This window comes from Acinetobacter piscicola (assembly GCF_002233755.1).
Taxonomy (GTDB): domain Bacteria; phylum Pseudomonadota; class Gammaproteobacteria; order Pseudomonadales; family Moraxellaceae; genus Acinetobacter; species Acinetobacter piscicola.
Window position 1 is genome coordinate 205864 of the sequence record NZ_NIFO01000004.1, and the last position, 21231, is coordinate 227094.

At 38.0% G+C, this 21231-nt stretch carries 17 protein-coding genes; 7 read left to right on the top strand and 10 right to left on the bottom strand.

Translation table 11 applies throughout. From position 1 onward, the window contains the following. Positions 1–19 precede the first annotated feature (19 nt). On the bottom strand, positions 20–1318 hold the full coding sequence (locus tag CDA10_RS09370; protein ID WP_089605358.1) for an ABC1 kinase family protein: 1299 nt from the start codon (positions 1316–1318) through the stop codon (positions 20–22). A 202-nt stretch (positions 1319–1520) separates the two neighbouring features. Here CDA10_RS09370 and CDA10_RS09375 point away from each other — a divergent pair, with 202 nt between their 5' ends. Then, a complete protein-coding gene (locus CDA10_RS09375) occupies positions 1521–1742 on the top strand; it encodes a DUF1737 domain-containing protein (RefSeq protein ID WP_089605359.1) in 222 nt (73 codons plus the stop codon). Between the two features lie 126 nt (positions 1743–1868). Here the strand turns inward: CDA10_RS09375 and CDA10_RS09380 are convergent, their stop codons facing one another. Then, positions 1869–3164, bottom strand: a complete 1296-nt coding sequence (locus CDA10_RS09380) for an MATE family efflux transporter (RefSeq protein ID WP_407640371.1) — start codon at positions 3162–3164, stop codon at positions 1869–1871. Between the two features lie 98 nt (positions 3165–3262). Then, positions 3263–3724, bottom strand: coding sequence for a DMT family transporter (locus CDA10_RS09385; protein WP_089605361.1), 462 nt, complete (start codon positions 3722–3724; stop codon positions 3263–3265). A 121-nt stretch (positions 3725–3845) separates the two neighbouring features. Here CDA10_RS09385 and hemW point away from each other — a divergent pair, with 121 nt between their 5' ends. Further along, positions 3846–5000 (top strand): radical SAM family heme chaperone HemW, encoded by a 1155-nt coding sequence (hemW, locus tag CDA10_RS09390; protein ID WP_089605362.1) that lies wholly within the window; start codon positions 3846–3848, stop codon positions 4998–5000. A gap of 133 nt (positions 5001–5133) precedes the next feature. Here hemW and CDA10_RS09395 read toward each other — a convergent pair whose 3' ends face one another. Both CDA10_RS09395 and CDA10_RS09400 read right to left on the bottom strand, forming a co-directional pair. Further along, a complete protein-coding gene (locus CDA10_RS09395; protein WP_228704615.1) occupies positions 5134–5466 on the bottom strand; it encodes a hypothetical protein in 333 nt (110 codons plus the stop codon). Positions 5467–5822: 356 nt separating this feature from the next. Further along, the gene (locus CDA10_RS09400; protein WP_089605428.1) at positions 5823–7646 is read right to left on the bottom strand and encodes an acyl-CoA dehydrogenase C-terminal domain-containing protein; all 1824 of its coding nucleotides are present in this window, start codon (positions 7644–7646) and stop codon (positions 5823–5825) included. A gap of 237 nt (positions 7647–7883) precedes the next feature. Between CDA10_RS09400 and CDA10_RS09405 the strand changes: the two genes are divergently transcribed. Beyond that, a complete protein-coding gene (locus CDA10_RS09405) occupies positions 7884–10238 on the top strand; it encodes a hypothetical protein (protein WP_089605363.1) in 2355 nt (784 codons plus the stop codon). Between the two features lie 63 nt (positions 10239–10301). Here the strand turns inward: CDA10_RS09405 and aroE are convergent, their stop codons facing one another. From aroE to hemF, 3 genes are all read right to left on the bottom strand, one after another. Next, positions 10302–11090 (bottom strand): shikimate dehydrogenase, encoded by a 789-nt coding sequence (gene aroE / locus CDA10_RS09410; protein ID WP_089605364.1) that lies wholly within the window; start codon positions 11088–11090, stop codon positions 10302–10304. 156 nt (positions 11091–11246) lie between these two features. Beyond that, complete coding sequence (locus CDA10_RS09415) at positions 11247–11453, bottom strand: hypothetical protein (RefSeq protein WP_089605365.1); 207 nt, start codon at positions 11451–11453, stop codon at positions 11247–11249. Positions 11454–11758: 305 nt separating this feature from the next. Further along, complete coding sequence (gene hemF / locus CDA10_RS09420) at positions 11759–12700, bottom strand: oxygen-dependent coproporphyrinogen oxidase (protein ID WP_089605366.1); 942 nt, start codon at positions 12698–12700, stop codon at positions 11759–11761. A gap of 261 nt (positions 12701–12961) precedes the next feature. On the opposite strand from hemF, the gene hemN reads away from it, so the two are divergent. Next, positions 12962–14326, top strand: coding sequence for an oxygen-independent coproporphyrinogen III oxidase (hemN, locus tag CDA10_RS09425; protein WP_089605429.1), 1365 nt, complete (start codon positions 12962–12964; stop codon positions 14324–14326). Between the two features lie 125 nt (positions 14327–14451). On the opposite strand, the gene ribA is transcribed toward hemN, so the two are convergent. Then, entirely contained in the window at positions 14452–15054 is a 603-nt protein-coding gene (gene ribA / locus CDA10_RS09430; protein ID WP_089605430.1) for a GTP cyclohydrolase II, read from the bottom strand. Between the two features lie 317 nt (positions 15055–15371). On the opposite strand from ribA, the gene dxs reads away from it, so the two are divergent. After that, positions 15372–17273 carry a 1-deoxy-D-xylulose-5-phosphate synthase gene (gene dxs, locus CDA10_RS09435; protein WP_089605367.1) on the top strand — a complete coding sequence of 634 codons (1902 nt, stop codon included), beginning with the start codon at positions 15372–15374 and terminating at the stop codon, positions 17271–17273. A 130-nt stretch (positions 17274–17403) separates the two neighbouring features. Beyond that, positions 17404–18234, top strand: coding sequence for an inositol monophosphatase family protein (locus CDA10_RS09440; RefSeq protein WP_089605368.1), 831 nt, complete (start codon positions 17404–17406; stop codon positions 18232–18234). 244 nt (positions 18235–18478) lie between these two features. On the opposite strand, the gene CDA10_RS09445 is transcribed toward CDA10_RS09440, so the two are convergent. After that, the gene (locus tag CDA10_RS09445) at positions 18479–18709 is read right to left on the bottom strand and encodes a hypothetical protein (RefSeq protein WP_157909351.1); all 231 of its coding nucleotides are present in this window, start codon (positions 18707–18709) and stop codon (positions 18479–18481) included. Between the two features lie 460 nt (positions 18710–19169). On the opposite strand from CDA10_RS09445, the gene CDA10_RS09450 reads away from it, so the two are divergent. Continuing rightward, positions 19170–21110, top strand: coding sequence for a DEAD/DEAH box helicase (locus CDA10_RS09450; RefSeq protein ID WP_089605370.1), 1941 nt, complete (start codon positions 19170–19172; stop codon positions 21108–21110). Positions 21111–21231 lie beyond the last annotated feature (121 nt).

The following is a 21231-nucleotide window of genomic DNA, read 5'->3' on the forward strand; positions in this document are numbered from 1 at the left end:
ACTCTCTAAATAAGTGTTGCTAATCAATAGATGGAACGAGTTCTTCAAATAGATTGTTTAAATTGTCATTCATTTTTAAATGAATTAAGTTCCAATATTGTCCTGAAATGGTTCGATTCACCATTAAAGTATCTGGAGAAGGTTTAAATACATCCCAATATTTAAGTGATTTTTTCACCAATTTCATACCATCATGATGTGCAGAATTTTCAGCAAAATCATAGTGAGTCGTGAGTGGGCGTAATAGAACTTCGAGCCAAGCTTTATACAGCTCTTCTGGGAACTTATCTTTTTCTGCAAGTGCATCTAAATCCATTAGATGATTTTCAATGGTCACGATATCTTGCTGACGTGCAGCACGAACTAAACTTTTAAAATGACTAATAATGTCATTGGATAAAGTTTTAACTCCACCAAAGTCATAAATGATCACACTACCATCTTCACGAAATGCGAAATTGCCAGGATGAGGGTCACAATGAAAACGTTTCAAGAAAAAGATTTCTTGCCCTAAAGCTCGAATCAGTCGACGACCGATATCATTGCGTACCGCAAGATCCCATGTGCTCGCAGTCTCAATACTTTCACCTTTTTCTAGGCTGAGCGTTAAAATCCGACGACTTGAATATTCTGTGTAGACTTTTGGGATAATAATTTTACTATCCAAAGCTTGATGAAAAGTCTTAAATACTTGTAAATTTTGCGCCTCAATTTCGTAATTGAGTTCTTCGTGCAAACTGTATTGGATTTCTTTAAATAAGCGATCTTGAAGTTTCTTATCTACCTTTAAGACGCCCATTAAGCGTAAAGCTAAACGAACTTGTTTCAGATCACTCTCACAGGCTTCGTCGACGCCCGGATATTGAACTTTAACCACAACTTCTGTGCCATTGGGTAAAGTGGCTTTATGTACTTGTCCAATTGAAGCGGCAGCAAAGGGTTGTTCTTCAAAATATCTAAAAATCTGATTGAGTGGTTTGCCCAGTTCTTTTTCAACTTGTTGCTTGATTTCAGCAAAAGGCATTGCAGGTGCTTGGCGTTGTAATTTAGCAATCGCACGTGCCACTTCTGGTGGGAAAATATCTTTGTACTGTGATGCAATCTGTCCGACTTTCATCACTGCGCCTTTCATTTCACCTAAAGTGTCTGCAATTTGGACACCAATATCTTGAAATAGTTTGCTACGCGCTTCATTTTTTTGTTCTTCATCTGCATTAAAGTTACGAATTGAATTAGATACCGTTTTTGTCGCAATACTTGCTGTCATACTGGCAAGCTTCATAAAGCGGCGACCGGGTGTACTGGTATTTTTAGACATTCGTGAGCATCCTTTAATTTGGATCATGCGTGTGATTGATTTTGATCATAGGCGACAATTCTTAAACTGCCTACTTTAAATTGTTAAATGTTTGTTTCTGTTTGGCTATTCTTTATGGGTTCAGTTTTGACTGGGCTTTTATTCATTTATTGGCATCATTTTGATTTAGAATATTCACAATCTTTTAATTAATTTGTTGTTTATGAAAGTTTATCGTTATTTAACAGGTAAAGATGATGTGCATTTTTGTGCAAGAGTGAGCAAAGCTTTGAATGAAGGGTTTGCTTTGTATGGTGCGCCAACCATGACATTTAATGGAACAGATGTAATCGTCGGGCAGGCGATTGTCAAAGATGCTGTTGATGAGTCAGAATTATCAGAACAGTTTCAGCGAGCTTACCAGCTTCAATTTGAGAAAAATTAGCGGTTTATTTGTAAAACTTAGAAATACAAAAGTATTTAAGAAGCACTATAAAAATGTACAGGTGATAGATTCACATACTGAAAAAATAATGCTGTCATAAACAGCATTATTTTTGAATGTTACAGATTAAGCCTGACTTAAGCGCTTATTATTCATATATAAACGCATCAGCAATAAAACACAGGCAATGCTTAATCCTACAATTAAACCGACCCAAACGCCTGCTGCGCCCATGTCTGTATAACGTGCAAGATAAATACCGACTGGAAATGCAATGACCCAATACGCAATCATGGTGATCCACATTGGGCCTTTGGTGTCTTGCATACCCCGTAAGCAACCTGCGGCACTCACTTGCCATGCATCCATGAGTTGGTAGGCAATCGCAAATAAAATCAGATAAATCGCAACTTGTGAAACATCATAATCACTGGTGTATGCAGATACGATCAACGGACGTAATAACCACATCAACAGCATGGTCACCAGTGCAAATAATGTCCCTGTGATCAGTCCAATTTTTTGTACTTTACGCATCGCGATCCAATTCTTTTCACCATAATACGTTCCTGTGCGAATGGTCAGTGCGAGTGCCAAAGACATTGGAATCATAAACAATTGTGATGTGACAGAAATCGCAATTTGGTGCGCTGCAACAGTCACCTCACCAAGCGGACTGAGAATGATTGCACCCGTGCTAAAAATACTCACTTCAAAGAAAATAGCTAAACCAATTGGAAGTCCAAGTTTTAGAATCCGTTTGATTAATGCGCTGTCCATCTTCTCAAAAACTTTTAAGGGCTGAGTTGCTTGATAACGTTTTGCTTTGAAAATGTACAAACTCAGGGTAATGAACATGATCCATTGCAAAATGGCTGTTGCAAAACCGCAGCCTGCACTTCCTAAATGTGGAATTGGCCCAAGACCGTACATGAAAATAAAATTCAGAGGAATTTGTACAAGCAGTGCCAATAAACTGATCAGTGTAATTGGACGAGGATAGCCTAATGCCTCTGAATAGCCACGTAAGGTTGAATACATGGTGTATGCAGGCATACCAAAAGCGATGGCATGTAAAAATAAACTGGCTTTAGGCAATAAAGACTCAGGCACGCCAAGTAAAGGCAACAGCAACGGCATGGTTTGTAAAATAAGCATGGCGATAATGCCAAGCAATAACGCAACCCATAAAGATTGACGAACAATAGACGGAATTTTTTCAGGGGTACGTGCGCCGTTGGCTTCTGCAACCAAAGGTGTGGTTGCAATCATGATGCCACTAAAAAGCAATAAAATAGGAATCCATAAACCTACGCCAACTGCAATTGCAGCCAAATCTTCTGCGGACATATGTCCAGCCATGATGGTATCAATCAACCCGAAGCCAGCAGCAGCGAATTGGGTGATTAATATCGGAAACATCAAATGAAAAAGTTGCTTTAATTCAAAGCGGGTAGTTGTGACAGCAGTATTCGACACAAAATTTACTCGTTTTAAATGTGCTTAAATTAAAAGAATGGTTAGCGTTGTAGAGTGAGAAGCACACCAAAAAAAATCACCACGCTACCTAAAAGACGTTGCCAGTTAATCGGTGTTTTTTCTACGCCTAATAATCCAAACTGATCCATCACCATCGACATAGAAATTTGACCAAAAATAATTAATCCAAAAAGTGTTAAAAATCCAAGCTTTGGTGCAGCATAAATACTGATACTAATCGCATAAACACCTAAACAGCCACCAAGCCAGAGATACCATGGAATTTGAGCGAACTGTGTAAGTGATGGTTTAGGCTGTGATTGAAAAAACACAAATACGGCGAGCACTATTGTACCAACTAAAAAGGATAAAAGGGCAGCTTGTAGTGGTGAGTGAAGATATTCACGTAATTGGGTATTGATCGCCGTTTGAAAGGTCATGGCAATCCCAATTCCCATGGCTAAAGGCAAAAGCAGTAACAGTTGGCTCGATAGTTTTATCATTTTATTCACCTTTATTTTTAGCTTGTACATTTACAGGAAGTAAATTGATGGCTTGTGCGCATCCTCAGCCTCAAGTCATGTTAAAATCATTCATTCTTCCATATTGCTTTGAGCTTGTTCCTTGGCTGATTTAAATCCTCACGATGTACCTTTGTCTTTATATATTCACATGCCTTGGTGTGTGCGCAAATGTCCTTATTGTGACTTTAACTCACATGCCGTGCCTGATGGGAAATTATCATTAGATTTAGAACAAGAATATTTACAGGCCTTGGTTGAGGACTTTAAAACTCAAATTGATTTTGCACAAGGTCGTAAAATTCATAGTGTTTTTATTGGTGGAGGAACACCCTCACTGATTTCTGCCAAAGGCTACCAATGGTTATTTTCACAATTAAAAAGTTATTTGGCTTTTGAAGAGGGATGTGAAATTACTTTAGAAGCCAATCCTGGAACAGTTGAACACGATCCATTTGCAGGATATCTCGAAGCAGGAATTAATCGTTTATCGATAGGTGTACAAAGTTTTAATACCGACCATTTACAAAAATTAGGTCGTATTCATTCAAATAACGATGCAATTTCTGCGATTCAACTTGCCAAAGAAGCAGGCTTTCAGCGGATCAATGTTGACTTGATGCATGGATTGCCTGAACAGACTTTAGAGCAAGCCTTATTGGACTTAAAATTGGCTGTGGAAAATGGTGCAACGCATATCTCGTGGTATCAATTGACCATTGAACCAAATACTGTATTTTTCCGTACCCAACCGATTTTACCTCTGGATGATGTGCTTGAAACGATTCAAGAGCAAGGTGAAGCTTATTTACAAGCCAACGGTTTTATCAATTATGAAGTGTCTGCGTGGCGTAAGGAAAAACCATCTGCACATAATTTAAATTATTGGCAATTTGGTGATTATTTGGCGATTGGGGCAGGGGCACATGGCAAGGTAACGCAGCCAGATGGTGTTTATCGTTTCCAAAAAACACGTTTACCGAAAGATTATTTAGCCAAGGTCCCTGCTGAGCATGTGCAATATCATCGGATTGAAAATGATGAGATGCCTTTTGAATTTATGATGAATGCTTTGCGTTTAAATGAGGGTGTACAGGCTGATATTTATCAACAACGTACAGGTTTAGAGCTTAGTGCTTTGGATAAAGCCGTGAACGGATTGCGTGCGCGCAAGCTGATGGTAGATGATCAAAATCGTTTGGCATGTACTGAGCAAGGTCATGTATTTCTAAACTCAGTGTTAGAAGCGTTTATTTAGTGGTTTAAAATCATTAAAGTTGTTAAAGCCCTAAATCTACGTTAGTACTAGAATATTTGATAGAAATGGTAACTGTAATTATTGATTTTGTACATGTTGTATTATGTTGGCTGTGAATGCGAAATATTAATCATCATAGGACAGTTTTCATTTCCTCAGTAGTCCACCATCGAATATTATAAAAAAAGGTCGAATCAGATAAAATCCCTTCTAATACTTTAGATACATGATTTAATTGTGTAGAAATATCAATTTTTTTAAAGAAACCCTTTTTTATTATTGGTTTGGCTGGGTTAATGAAGATTAAAAAAACATTATCATTTTGCTCATAACGATTACACCCAATAAAGATATGTTTATAATTTTCATTAACAAATGAAAGGTAATAGCCCCAGTCTTCATCATGATAACCAGCTATTGGTAAATCATAATGACTAAATTGTTCCGACAAAAATTTAGCTAACAATTCTCCTCCAATTCTCCTCCAATTTGCCCTTCCCATTTTTCAAGCTCAGCGCTTGTTAATGGAAAGTTATCTGAACGAACATCAACATGTGTTTTTAGTAAATCCATAATTTATTTTCCTAAATATTAGGTTTTTAGTTATTCATAGTAAAAGTAATCAAAAAAGTCCGAAAACTAAATGGTACTTTAAGTTTGATTCTGTTGTGCATATCAAAAAACTTTAAGTTAAATAACGTTAAAAAACCAATATAAAAGTGATTATTTTTATCAAGTCGTCTTAATATCTACTTTCAAAAAAATTAAAACCAAACAAAAAGAGCGCCTAAGCGCTCTTTCATCACATCAAAAGTTTAAAACTTAGTAGTCAAAACTAAAATGTTCAGCTTCTAAAGACATCATTGTTTTCGATGGATTAACCATAGATTCAGCATGACCTTGTGAACGAGGCAATAATTGTTCAAAGTAGAAATCAGCAACTTTGATTTTAGCTTTATAGAATTCAGGAACTTCAGCGCCTTCACCAGAAGCAAGCTTTTCAGATGCTACAGCTGCTTGTTGAGCCCAGTAATAAGCCATCATTGCATAACCAGAGAACATCAAGAAATCTACAGAAGCAGAAGAAACGATGTCACGGTCTTTACGTGCTGCAAGCATGATGCGAACAGTTAATGCATTCCACTGTGCACAGATTTTAGTAAGATCCCATGCAAAACGACGCATATACTTGTTACGTGCATGTTGACCACAGAATCTCAAGATTTCAGCCGTGTATTCACGAACAACTTTACCTTTAGAAGAAAGTAAAACTTTACGACCGATTAAATCTAATGCTTGTACGCCAGTTGTACCTTCGTACAATGTTGAAATACGTGCATCACGTGCGATTTGTTCCATACCATGTTCTTTGATATAGCCATGGCCACCAAAAACTTGCATACCATGATTCGCAGCTTCCAAGCCCATTTCAGTTAAGAAACCTTTCAGGATTGGTGTATAGAAACCTAATTTGTCATCATATTCATCAAATTTAGCTTGATCGCCTTGAGCAAGTGCATCAGCCATTTTGTCTGCAAGTTGAGCAGCATGATAAATCATTGAACGACCGCCTTCAGCAATCGCTTTTTGAGTCAATAACATACGACGTACGTCTGCATGATGGATGATCGCATCAGCAACACGCTCTGGATCTTTTTTACCAGAAAGCGCACGCATAGACATACGCTCTTTTGCATACGGTAAAGCACCTTGGAATGACAATTCAGCATGTGCAAGACCTTGAACAGCAGTACCAATACGTGCAGTGTTCATAAACGTGAACATTGCATGTAAACCTTTGTTCACTTCTCCAATGAGGTAACCTGTTGCAGCATCAAAGTTGAGTACTGCAGTTGCATTTGCATGGATACCCATTTTGTGTTCAATCGAGCCACACGTTACAGGATTACGCTCACCTACACCGCCATCTGCAGTTGGAATGAACTTAGGAACGATGAATAATGAAATACCACGCGTACCTGCAGGTGCATCTGGAAGACGCGCAAGTACGATATGAATAATGTTTTCAGTTAAATCATGCTCACCCGCAGAGATAAAGATTTTAGTCCCTGTGATTGCATAAGTACCATCTTCTTTTGGTTCTGCTTTAGTTTTTACTTGGCCTAAGTCTGTACCACATTGTGGTTCAGTTAAACACATCGTACCAGACCAAGTACCCGCAGTCAGGTGTGGCATATAGGTATTTTTTTGCTCATCTGTACCGAATTGCATGATGGTATTCATACAACCCATACTTAAACCTGGATACATGGTGAAAGACCAGTTTGCAGTACCCATCATTTCAGATTTAACTAAATTTAAAGACATTGGTAAGCCTTGGCCACCAAATTCTTCTGGGTAAGAAAGACCTTGCCATCCACCTTGAACGAATTGGTCATAGGCTTCTTTAAAGCCTTTAGGTGTTGTAACTTCACCATCTTTAAAATGACAACCTTCCTGATCACCTGACTGGTTCAAAGGAGAAAGTACATTTTCACAAAAATCCGCTGCGCTTTCAATAATCATATCGACTGTATCTGCATCGGCATTTTCGCCAATCGATAAAGTTTTATAATGTGCAGGATAGTCGAAAACTTCATTCATTAAAAAACGAATATCTCGGACGGGAGCTTTATATGCTGGCATGAGGTTTAATCCTAATTTAGAAATATTTTTTGATTCTTCGATCGATGATTTCATTATTCATAATCAAACTGAGAATGCATTGATAAGACATTCTAAAAAAACTGTCAGAAAGGCTAATTTGTAAGAAAAGATACAGGTAAGTTTGTTTATTTTTTGATAACTTAGCGCGTTTGGTTTTTAAATATTTTATATTTATTTTATATTGTCATTATAAATATTATAGGTGAAAAGTATCTTATGCAATTATCAAAATTAAGTTTATGTCTTTTGGGTCTGAGTTTATCTGCATGTTCTACTCATGTAGTGAAAAATAATACAAATCAGGATGTTGCTCAACGTGCTGTACACGGGCTGAATGCTTTATATGAATATCCAAGTTTTGATTATCGTGGGCAAGTTCGAGTTCAGCTCAACAAAACGAATCAAGCTCAAAACAGTTCGAAAGACGGTGTTGTCCCTCAACTTGATCCAACCGTTGAAAAAAAGTTGGAACAATATTTAAAACAACAAAAAATTCAGTTGACTACAACTCAGAAAAAAGAATTATATCAGACACTTGCTCAGCAAAATTCTCGTGATTTCAATGATTTTGTTGGTAAAGGTGCAGATGTTGTACAAAGTATTTTAAATGATCTTCAAATTCACTATGATGGAACGGTGAATTATCGCCAAAAAGTGGCATCATTTAATATAGAAACCAAATATAAAAAGCCGAATTTATCTGTTGAAATGCGTATTCCAACTGTTATTGATTTCAATGAGTATAAATTTTATACACAAATTTTCTCCCTCATACCTTATTTAGCGAGTCCAGAAGATCAGAATAAATATGCATACTATAATTTCTCAAAATTTAAGAATGAGATTTCTAGAGTTGATACAAAGGCTTTTGTCGAATTTTTGAAACAGTCTGGTGCAATATCTTACGTTTTGTCACCAACCGATCAGATTGAAACACTTAAGCTTACTTCTGCTGAACAACAAGCAGGAATTGTTGAGAAAATTCGCTTAAATACGTCATTGGAAGAGCTATTTTTACAGGCAAATTTGTACTCTTCGATCAATCGTGAATATTTTGTAAATTCAGTGTTGGGATTGAACCCTACAACATTAGAAAAAATTTCTGAAGAATATGAAACAAGTACCAAGAAGAATTTAAATGGAAGCGCCGTTGAAGAGACGAATGTAAATAGCGCACAAGAAGCTGCCGATGCAATGTATAAGCTTTATGATGCAGTAAACAAAACTGTCCATAGTAGTGCTGCCCAAGATGAAAAATATGCACAAGATGAAGAATATGAAAAAGATGAAGTCATTGCAGATTCGACGGAAGCGGATGAATATGCAGATGAAGAAAGCGCAACGACAGACAGCAAGTATGATGATGCTGATGTGGATGATGAGTCAGACGCTGCGGAAAAAATATTGACTGAACAGCAATGTCAAGATTTGGTCAAAACAAAAGCTAATACACGTTTTGGTGATGTAGAGTATTGCGATTTCAAGTATGGAATTGAGGTATTTAACAGCAAGCAAGAACAGAACTCTATTTTAGATGCAAAGACCGATAAAAAAGATGCAGAGCTTGCGGCAAAATTTGTGGCTTTAAGTAAGAAAGATCATTTTGTCGATGCCAATGAGTTCAAACAGTTATGGACACAATATCAAAGTGATGTAGATGCAAGCTTGCCACCGAAAAATCAAAGAAATCCGATGATTGTTGACCTTGCGCTGGATGAAAAAGGTCGAGCAGTTAAAGTAGATTATGATATGGGAATGGATTTCGGAAAGCTGAATCGGAAGTTAAATGTGAAGTTTGATATGCAATTCCTTAATTATGGAAATGCGACGAAAATAGATCGTCAAGTATTAAATGAAGCGAAATCTTTTAAAGAAATCTTTAATGGCAGCCTCATCGGGACAGCGGTGGGAGGTTTTACGAAAAGTTTACCGAGCTCATCACAACAAGGTTATTTACATTTAGATGATCGGTTAGAGAAAATAGCCACACAGGTTTTTATTCAAACTGGGTCATATGAGAAAACGTACAAAGCAGTATTTATTGCTAAATTGACGGCTAAAAATCCTGACTTAGTGAAACAATATTCAGCTCAAGATTTGCAAGAGATTGCGGCAATCTATGCGTATTCTTATTCAGATGAAGCCGTATATAACCCGAAAGGTGATGCTTTAAAACACATTGAAGCCTTACAGAAAAAACATCATTTAGAGGATGATCATCAATATGATAATGTACTTGGAAATAGTGTGAATAGTATTGTGGCTGATGTCATGAAATCAAAACAAAATGTTTTAGACATTCAGAAGTTACAGAAGAAATATAAGACCGCAGAGGCTGTTTTTGCTCAATATTATACGCAGCAATTTGAAGCTGAGAATAAGGTTGAAAAAGAGCAACGTGCTGAATTCTTAAAGACTGTAAATGTTTTAGCTAAATCTTATACTGCGCTGAAGAAAAACAGTTTTAATGATCAATTGGTTGCGAGTCTAAATGAAGATTCTGTTGAATTTATTGATTATGATTTGTTTAAAAAGACATATCAGGTTTTAACTGATGCACAGTTGAAATAATCCATATGCAAAATCAAGAACCTCAAATGAGGTTCTTTTTTGTTATCTAGTTTAAAATTTGCTTTAGATAAAATCTTTTAAATCTGGACGTACACCATTCCAAATATAAAAAGCTTCAATTGCTTGTCCGACTAACATGCCAAACCCTTCAGAGGTTGGTACACCACGTGCTTTGGCTTGATCGAGGAAATTTGATGGTTTACCGTATGCCATTTCATAGGCATAGTTAAATTTTAAATTCTCAGGAAGGCTTAAGGCCTCTCCACTTAAACTCGCAGATGTTGCATTAATGACAATATCAAACTGTCCGTCTAATTCATCTAAACCACATGCAGATAATTCAGTATCGGGAACAGCTGCTTTTAAATCATTCACCAATTGTTCTGCGCGCGCTAATGTACGATTGGCAATGACAATTTTTTCTGCACCTGCTTTGACTAAAGGGTAAATAACACCTCGTGTTGCACCACCTGCACCAATAATTAGAATTTTACTATTTTCTAAATTCCAATCTAAGGCTTTAATCGCATCGACCAAACCTTGCCCATCGGTGTTATCGCCATGTAGTACACCATCTTCCATCCATAGCGTATTGACTGCTTTGGCTATTTTGGCACGTTCTGTGAGTTGTTGGCATAAGACAAAAGCTTGTTCTTTAAAAGGAACAGTGACATTCATCCCAACACCATTTTGCTCAAAAAATTCTTTTACACTGCTTTCAAAGCCATCTAAAGGCGCAAGACGTTTGACGTAATTCAGATCAAGACCTGTTTTGTCTGCAAATGCATGGTGTAATTCAGGTGAACGAGAATGCTCAATTGGGTTACCAATGACCGCAAATTGTTTGCTCATGCCACATGTCCATGTATTGATCAATAAATTGGCAACAATATACGTGAAAATAAAGGGAGTGACAAAAATATCTTAACAAAATCATTCTAATAATAGTGATCGGGGTTTAATTGGTTTTATTTTTTAAATTTAAAATGAATCAATATTTTGGAAGCTTTATGGATTACAAACTGATTTAATAAAGTCTAGAAAAATCATTGCAAAAATCACTAAAATTCCAATAGAAAGTAAAACACTTGAAGTAATCGAAATACTGTCAGAAAGGTTGTCATTGGACATGATGGTCACAGTAATTGAACATACTAATAGAAAAAGGACACTGAGTGACAGCGTGACTTTATGATTTTCTAGTAAATTTCTCATTACTGAGCCTCGAGTTGAAGGTGGGAAATCAATTCAATAATTTATAAGATAGAAGCTAAAACAAAATAGAAACTAAGTAAAAAATTAAGCAAATTTTAAGTTTTGTATAGTAAACAAATTTAAGCTAAAACAAAATTAAAAAGCGTCGTTATTGTGATTTATTCTCATTATTAATTGTGAGTAAATCTTTCTAAAAATAATGGAACATAAAAAAGCTAAGCTTATTAAAAGCTTAGCTTTGAGGTAAAATTAAGCTTGAATCGAACGAAAATCTGATCATTCCCAATAAATAGCATACTTTTGACTTAGGAAAGTTCAGCAAGCCAATTTCTAGGTTTGAGATAATAATCAACCAAACGTTTTTCAGGGCTATTTTCATCCCATTCAGGGCGATATGACCATGCAGCAAGAGGTGGCATGCTCACGAGAATCGATTCAATACGACCGCCTGTTTGCAAGCCAAATAAAGTGCCACGGTCATAAACTAAATTGTATTCAACATAGCGACCACGGCGGTACAACTGGAAGTCTCGTTGAGCTTCTGTATAAGGTCGATCCTGATTTCGTTGAAAGATTGGTGTAATGGCCTGTAAATAACCATTTGCTACAGCCTGCATGTATTCAAAACATTTTTCAAAGTCCCATTGATTCAGGTCATCAAAAAATAAACCGCCTACACCACGTTGTTCATCACGATGTTTTAAATAGAAATAATCATCACACCATTGTTTATGTTTTGCATAAACATCTTCACCAAAGGGTGCGCAAAGGTCAGAAGCTGTTTGATGCCATGCTAAGACATCTTCATCGTTGGGATAAAAAGGTGTAAGGTCAAAACCACCGCCAAACCACCAGATCGGATTTTGCCCTTCAGGTTCAGCGACAAATAAACGAACGTTAGCATGTGAGGTTGGCACATTGGGATTACGTGGATGAATCACTAAAGAAACGCCCATTGCTTGTGCTTTCGCTCCTGCAATATTGGGATGACGTTCAGTCGCTGAGGCAGGTAATTTAGAAATATTAATGTGAGAAAACATCACACCACCTTTTTCGATCACCGTACCATTTTGTAAGACACGTGAACGACCGCCACCACCTTCAGGACGTTGCCAGTCATCGATTTCAAAAGTTGCAGTACCACCGCCTAATTTTTCTTGTTGTTCTAAGGCTGAACAGATACGTGCTTGTAAATCGACAAGAAATTCGCGAACTCGTTGAATATCTGCTGAAGTCGGGTTCTGCATGACAATCCTTAAAGGGGAAAGGGAAGACTATATACATCAAAACATAAATTGATCAAAAAATTAAGTACATTGCTTAAAAGTGGTGGTGTTCACGACAACAAATTGAAAATCCATTCTAAATTTTGACAATACTGTTGGAATTCCGATCATTTCACTAGGTTGAATTCAAACGATAAGCTCAGCACAATAGGCCAAATACAGATTCAATGGTTTGATTTCTGCTGAAAAAAACTGATGTTAGTTGAGCTTTAATTTATGAATATGAGTTGTTCTCTCATACAAAAATATAATGTTGCTGGCCCTCGTTATACCAGTTATCCAACAGTTCCTTATTGGGATGAAGCTTCATTTTCTGTGCAGCAGTGGAAGCAAAGCTTAAAACGTTCATTCGATGAGTCGAATACAGCAGAAGGCATTAGCTTATATATCCATTTACCTTTTTGTGAAAGCTTATGTACTTTTTGTGGTTGCCATAAAAAAGTCACTAAACGCCATGAAGTTGAACAACCTTATATTCAGGCGGTATTAAAAGAATGGGAATTATATTGTCAATTATTGGGTGATATTCCCCAAATTAAAGAAATTCATTTGGGTGGTGGCACACCGACATTTTTTTCGGTTGAGCATTTGCAACAGCTGATTCAAGGTATTTTGGCCAAAGCAACCATTGCAGAAGGCCATGAGTTCAGCTTTGAAGGACATCCGAATAATACCACCAAAGCACATTTACAAGCCTTGTATGAGCTTGGTTTTCGTCGTGTCAGTTATGGTGTGCAGGATTATAATGAGAATGTACAGAAAGCGATTCATCGAATTCAACCTTTTGAAAATGTAGAGAATGTGACCAAGTGGGCGAGAGAAATTGGTTATGAATCCATTTCTCATGATTTGGTTTTTGGGTTGCCATTTCAAAGCTTAGAAGACGTGTTAAAAACCATTGATTTAACCAACAGTTTATTGCCTGATCGTTTGGCTTTTTATAGCTATGCACATGTGCCTTGGATTAAGGGTAATGGTCAACGTGGTTTTAAAGATCACGATGTTCCAAAAGATGACGTGAAGCGTGCCTTATATGAAGAAGGTAAAAACAAACTTTTAGCGCATGGTTATCATGAAATTGGCATGGATCATTTTGCTTTAGACCGTGATGGGATGTATCAGTCCTTTAAAGCGGGTACTTTACATCGTAATTTTATGGGCTATACCTCGTCTAAAACCCAAGTGATGATTGGGCTCGGTGTGTCTTCGATTAGTGATAGCTGGTATAGCTTTGCGCAAAATGAAAAGGTTTTAGATGATTATTATGCTCGCCTTGAGAATAATGAAATTCCTGTATTTAAAGGGCATGTTTTAGATACTGAAGATTTAAAAATCCGTGAGCATATTTTAAATTTGATGTGTACTTTTGAAACATCTTGGAAAGAACCAAGTATGGATTTTCCTGAGCGTATTGATGTGATTCAACGGTTGGTTGAGATGCAACAGGATGGTTTATTGCAGATCGAAAAGGATCGTATTGTGATTACCGAACAGGGGAAGCCTTTTGTTCGTAATATTTGTATGGCCTTTGATTTGCGATTAAAGCGTAGAAAGCCTGAAACGCAGATTTTCTCGATGACGGTCTGATTCTATTTTTGACTGTAGTGAATTCAATTAATTGAATTAAAACGCCCTCCTTTGGAAAAGGAGGGTTGGGGAGGATTTAATATTTTCAGATCATTTATTTTAAAACTGTATAGGTCTTTTTATTCTCAAAAATCATCTTTTTCATACATATGTGACATACGATCATGCTTGGTTTTTAAATAATCTTCATTGAATTTATTCAAACCAACGGTCAAAGGAACACGATCAACAACGTCAATACCTAAATCAGTTAAAGCCTTTAATTTTAATGGATTATTAGTGATAAGCTTGACTTGTTTAACCTGTAACTGATCGAGCATGATGGTACACATATCATAAGTACGCGCATCGGCAGGTAGGTTTAATAATAAATTGGCATCCACCGTATCATGTCCTTGATCTTGTAAGGCATAAGCACGGATTTTATTGGTCAAACCAATACCACGTCCTTCTTGACGTAAATATAAAATCACGCCTTGACCTGCTTCATTCATCATTTTCATCGTGTTGTGTAATTGTGGACCACAATCACATTTTAAAGAACCAAAGGCATCGCCTGTTAAGCACTCTGAATGAATACGAACCAATACAGGTTCAGTGGGAGCAGTTTCCAAACCTTTAGAAAGAGCTATATGCTCTTCGCCTGTTTGAGGATCCTGAAATACAGAAATTTTAAATTCACCATAAGCCGTAGGTAAATTTGAAGTGGCAACAAACGCTATTGACACAGAATCTTCCATTATTTGTTTAGAAATTGATTAAAGTATAGCGTAATGATCGGGCATTGGTAGAATTGTAAAGCAAGTTTTTAAGGATAAGTTTGCTTTAAAAATTTCTTTTTTGTATAAAGCGAACGATAATAGTTGATATATAGATAGATTATTCAGGATAATCTAAGTTACGAGCACACATGCAGCATTGAATATCGTTCAGTGACGCATCGTTATAAATGTGGCTGATTGAATGTGATATGATTCGATTTCACGATCATGCTAACCCGTGTACCTAGCTTAGATTTGCCAGGCTTTAGAAGGCTTTGCCACATATGTTGTATACCGAAATACCTAGTCAACGTCCTGTTACGCCATTGTTGGATACGATCAATCATCCCCAACAATTACGTCAACTCGAGCAAAGCCAATTGGCACAAGTCGCAGACGAATTGCGTCAATTTATTTTGTATGCTGCTGGACAAAGTGGCGGGCATTTTGGGGCAAACCTTGGCGTTATCGAACTTACTGTTGCATTACATTATTGTTTTAATACACCAGATGATCGCTTGGTCTGGGATGTGGGGCATCAAGCTTATCCGCATAAAGCCTTAACCGGTCGCCGCGAGCAATTAACCACGATTCGTTCAAAAAATGGTTTGGCTGCTTTTCCTGCACGTGAAGAATCTGAATTTGATACCTTTGGCGTTGGGCACTCATCTACTGCAATTTCAGCAGGTTTGGGTATGGCTTTAGCACGTCGTTATCAACAAAACCCATGCGATGTTGTGGCAATTGTGGGTGATGGTGCAATGACCGCGGGTATGGCTTTTGAAGCGATGAATGATGCAGTCGCACATAATGCCGATTTGATGGTTGTCTTAAATGACAATGACATGTCTATTTCATGCAGTACAGGTGGTTTTGCTAAACATTTGGCTTCGATTTGGGAGCAAGGGCAGTTCGTTAATATTGATGAACAAGGTCAAGCTTTTATTCAAGATCATCCTGAGTGGAACTACACATCGCGTTTGCATCAATCTGCAACCGATGCAGCAGATAATTTATTTAAAGCCATTGGTTTTGATTATTTTGGCCCGTTTGACGGACATGATGTTGAACAACTTGCACAAGTATTCAATGCACTTAAAAAGCGTAAAGGGCCACGCCTGATTCATATCTATACCGTAAAAGGTAAAGGTTTTGCACCTGCTGAAGTGGATCAAATTAAATATCATGCGATTAGCAAATTAAATACCATACCTACAAAAAATACTGCGCCGAAATATTCAGATGTATTTGGACAATGGCTATGTGATGAAGCCGCACTTGATAATAGGTTGTTAGCCATTACTCCAGCCATGTGTGAAGGTTCTGGAATGGTACAATTTGCAAAACAATACCCTGAGCGCTACTTTGATGTTGCTATTGCAGAACAGCATGCAGTGACTTTAGCGGCAGGTATGGCATGTGAAGGCTTAAAACCTGTTGTTGCGATTTATTCAACATTCTTACAGCGTGGTTATGATCAGTTAATTCACGATGTTGCTTTGCAAAATTTAGATGTAACTTTTGGTATCGATCGTGCAGGTTTAGTGGGCGAAGATGGGCCAACGCATGCAGGTGCATATGATTATGCATTTATGCGAACTGTACCGAATATGGTGATCATGGCGCCTAAAGACGAAAATGAATGCCGTCAAATGTTGCACACGGCTTATTTGCATAAAGGGCCAACAGCTGTACGTTACCCACGTGGCAATGGTTTAGGTGTAGAAATTCAACAACTGACTGAACTTGAAATTGGTAAAGCAGAATTATTGTTAGAACTGAATACTGAACATGATGAAAGTATTACAATTTTAGCATTCGGTAGTCGAGTTCAACCTGCATTGGATGCCGCGAAACAACTTGCATCACAACTCGATATTGCGATTCGAGTGGTGAATATGCGTTTTGTAAAACCACTCGATGAGCAAATCATCCGAGATCTAGCAGATCGAACCAGTCTATTTGTTACCGTTGAAGAACATGCTGTAATGGCGGGTGCGGGGAGTGCTGTGAATGAATTCCTTGCACAAGCTCAAATTGTGAAACCGATTTTAAACCTTGGTTTACCTGATGAGTTTCTTGCACAAGCAAGCCATGCTGAAATGCTTCAGGGCTGTGGTTTAGATACGAAAGGTATTCAAAACTCAATTGAACAAGCATGGTTTAAGCTCGTACAGCATGTATAAACCCATGTAAAAATTAAAGTTGTAAAATTTTAGAAACAAAATTTCCCTAAAAGCCCCGATATTTGCTAAAATATTGGGGCTTTTATGCATTATTCTTTATCAGTTTCTTCAAATTTGTAGTGGGTGTTCAATGGAACCTATGGTGGTGATGGCTGCGCGTGCGGCTCAATTAGTTGGTCAAGAGCTTTTAAAAGCGCATCAAAATCGTCATAAACTCGATCTGCAAGTCGAAGAAAAAGGTATTGATGGTCCTGTGACTCGTGTAGATCGTTACATCGAGCAGTTAACTATTGATACGCTTCGTAAAAGTTATAAAAATCACAGCTTCCTTGGTGAAGAGTTTGGACTGCAAGAAGGTAAAGGTCACGACGCCGATTGGTGTTGGGTGATCGATCCGCTTGATGGTACTTTAAACTTTATCAATGGTTTCCCTCATTTCTGTGTCTCTATTGCTGTTCAACATAAAGGTGTAACTCAACACGGCGTTATTTATGACCCTGTGAAAGATGAGTTATTCTCTGCAAGTCGCGGTCGTGGCGCAATGTTGAATCAACGCCGTATTCGTGTAAATGTTAAAGACAGCCTTGAAAATACGTTTATGGGTGTAGGTCATGCTTACCGTGCTAAACGTAATGGTGAAATCATTTCTTATGCAAAAAATCATTTTGAATCATTGTTGAATGTCACTGAAGCAGGCGCGCAATACCGTCGTTCAGGTTCAGCAGCATTGGATTTAGCGTATGTTGCAGCAGGTCGTTTTGATGCTTATTTTGAACTTGGTTTAAAACCTTGGGATATCGCAGCAGGCGAGTTAATTGTGAAAGAGGCTGGCGGTACTGTGGTTGATGCACGTGGTGGGACTGACTCTATGGAAAATGGTCAAGTGATTGCTTGCTCTATGAAAATGTTAAAACCATTGATGCAAGCTGTTGTTCCTGCTTGGGGTGAAGCTGCGAAGTAATTTATAATTTTGTAGATCCAGTTTTAAAAAGCCTTCATATTTATGGGGGCTTTTTTATGGTGTTTTATTTCTGCATTGTAAGATATGTTTTTATGAGTTGAATATCACGAATATCTTTTTCACGGCCATAACTTTGTTTAAACCCAATTAAGGATTTCAGATCTATAAATCGTACTTGATCAAAAATATCGGCATGCTGAATTAGCCATGAAGTACTTCTTTTGAAATTTTCAGTGTTAACATCCTAATAAATCTCTATAAAATCATTGTATAACTTGGGCTTTCCATTGGGACGTATTTTAAAAGACCAATCTCTTTGTTTAAGTATTTCAAACAATTGCGTTGTAACAACAATATCGATATCAGAAGTCTCTCGAATGTCTCGCACGGTTAATGAGCCACCACCGACAATAAGATATTCATTTTTAGGTAATTTTAATCGATGTATTTCTGCAAGTAATTGCTGTTTATTCATTTTAATCTCGGTCATATCTTTTTATTTATAAATACCTTACTTTATTCATTAGTAAAATAATTTGATTTATTTTTACAATCAAGATATTGAATTTTAACAAGATAACTTTTTAACTCGGATGGATTTTTGAAAATATTTATATAAAACACTAAAACTTAGTGACATTATTAAAAATTCTGCTATACTCCGCCCACGCACTAAATTTCGTTCATTACCTGAACATTTCTCTTCTATATTGTGTATGCGCGTCCGGTCCAAAGAGAGGACATTATTTCGCGCCCCACCCAATCGCTTAAGCGATTCCTTCAGGTTGCGGCTGTAATCAAATGTGCGTTATACGCATCGTCGTTCTCGGATCGCCGCTGATTCTATATTTTCAGCGATTATTGCTGTGCCGCTTTTTGCCGATGTCCATCAGACCATATATTAATGGAGCACCCACATTAGGGTGAATATCTCTATGAGCAAAACTTTTGCTGAATTTTCTTTAGACGAATCACTACAGAAAGCACTTGAATCACTTGGCTTTACTACGCCTACTCCCGTTCAAGAACAATCTATTCCAGCGGCTATGGAAGGTAAAGACCTTCTTGTATCTAGCCAAACTGGTTCTGGTAAAACTGCTGCATTTTTACTTCCTACGTTAAACGCTTTAGCTGGACAAGATACTTTGTCATTTAAAGACCGTATGAAAGCAGTAACTCAACCGAATATCCTTGTAATCTCTCCTACTCGTGAACTTGCACAGCAAGTATGTCAAGATGCGATCGCACTTGTACGTCACATGAAAGGTGTTCGTGTTGCTGCAATCATGGGTGGTATGCCTTTTGGTAAGCAAATCCAACAATTAAAAGGTGCACAAGTTGTTGTTGCGACTCCAGGTCGTTTACTTGATCTTGTAAACCGTCGCCAAATCAAACTTGATTTAGTTGATTCTTTAATTGTCGATGAAGCTGACCGTATGCTTGATCTAGGTTTCTCTGAAGACTTAGAAGCAATCAGTGATTTAGCATTAAACCGTAAACAAACATTAATGTTCTCTGCAACATTTGCACCACGTATTATTAATCTTGCTGAACGCATGATGAATGATCCACAACGTATTGCAATTGAAACAGGTCATTCTACAAATACTGACATTACCCAAACTTTACATTGGACTGATGGTTTTGAGCATAAGAAAAAATTGCTTACACATTGGTTAAGTGAAGAAGACGTAGATCAGGCTGTTGTATTTGCTTCAACTCAAGAAGACACAGATATGCTTGCTGAAGAGCTTGCAGAAGCAGGTCTTTCAGTTGTAGCGCTTCATGGTGCTATGCCACAAACTGTACGTAACCGTCGTTTACGCAGTATTCGTGAAGGTCGTGCAAAAATCCTTGTTGCTACAGACGTAGCAGCACGTGGTCTAGACGTACCAACGATTTCTCACGTAATTAACTTCGGTCTTCCAATGAAGAATGAAGACTATGTACACCGTATTGGTCGTACTGGTCGTGCAGGTCGTACTGGTAAAGCAATCACTTTAGCAACTTACCGTGAACGCGGTAAGATCCGTGCTTTAGAAGATTATTTAGATGCACGTTTAAGCGTATCTGAGATTGAAGGTTTAGAGCCATCTCCACCTCCTGCTCGTGGTAGTCGTGATGGTGGCGGTCGTGGCCGTAGTAACGGTGGCGGCGGTCGTGGTCGTGATGGCGGTCGTGGCGGTTTTGGTGGTGGTCGTCGTTTTGAAGGTGAATCAAACTTCAAACGTCGTGAAGGCGGTGATGATCGTCCACGTCGTAGCTATGATGACAAGCCTCGTGGTGATCGTCCATCTTATGGTGATGATCGTCCAAAACGTGATTTTGGTGATCGTCCAGCACCACGCCGTGAAGGTGGTTATGGCGACCGTCCACAACGTTCTTTTGATGATCGTCCTAAGCGTGATTTTGGTGATCGTCCAGCGCCACGTCGTGAAGGCGGCTTCGGTGATCGTCCACAACGTTCGTTTGATGATCGTCCAAAGCGTGAATTCAATTCTGATCGTCCACGTCGTGAAGGCGGTTTCAACGATAAACCTCGTTTTAACTCGAATGATGACAACCGTGGTAACAGCGTAGACTATAAACCACGCCGTGAAGGTAGCTTCGGTGATCGTCCAAAACGTGATTTTGGTGATCGTCCAGCACCACGCCGTGAAGGTGGTTTCGGTGATCGTCCACAACGTTCGTTTGGTGATGATCGCCCAAAACGTACTTTTGGTGGTGAAGACCGTCCTAAGCGTACTTTTGGTGGCGAAGATCGTCCTAAGCGTACTTTTGGTGGTGAAGACCGTCCGAAACGTGAGTTCGGTGGTGAAGATCGTCCAAAGCGCGAGTTTAACTCTGACCGCCCACGTCGTAAATTTAACGATTAATTAAATAAAGTTAAGTAAAAAAACCAGTCTCCGGACTGGTTTTTTATTGCAAGTTAAAAAATATTTGTTAGAATAAAGTGTGTTCTTCGTCAAATTTTTAAATTAAATAGAGAATTATGAT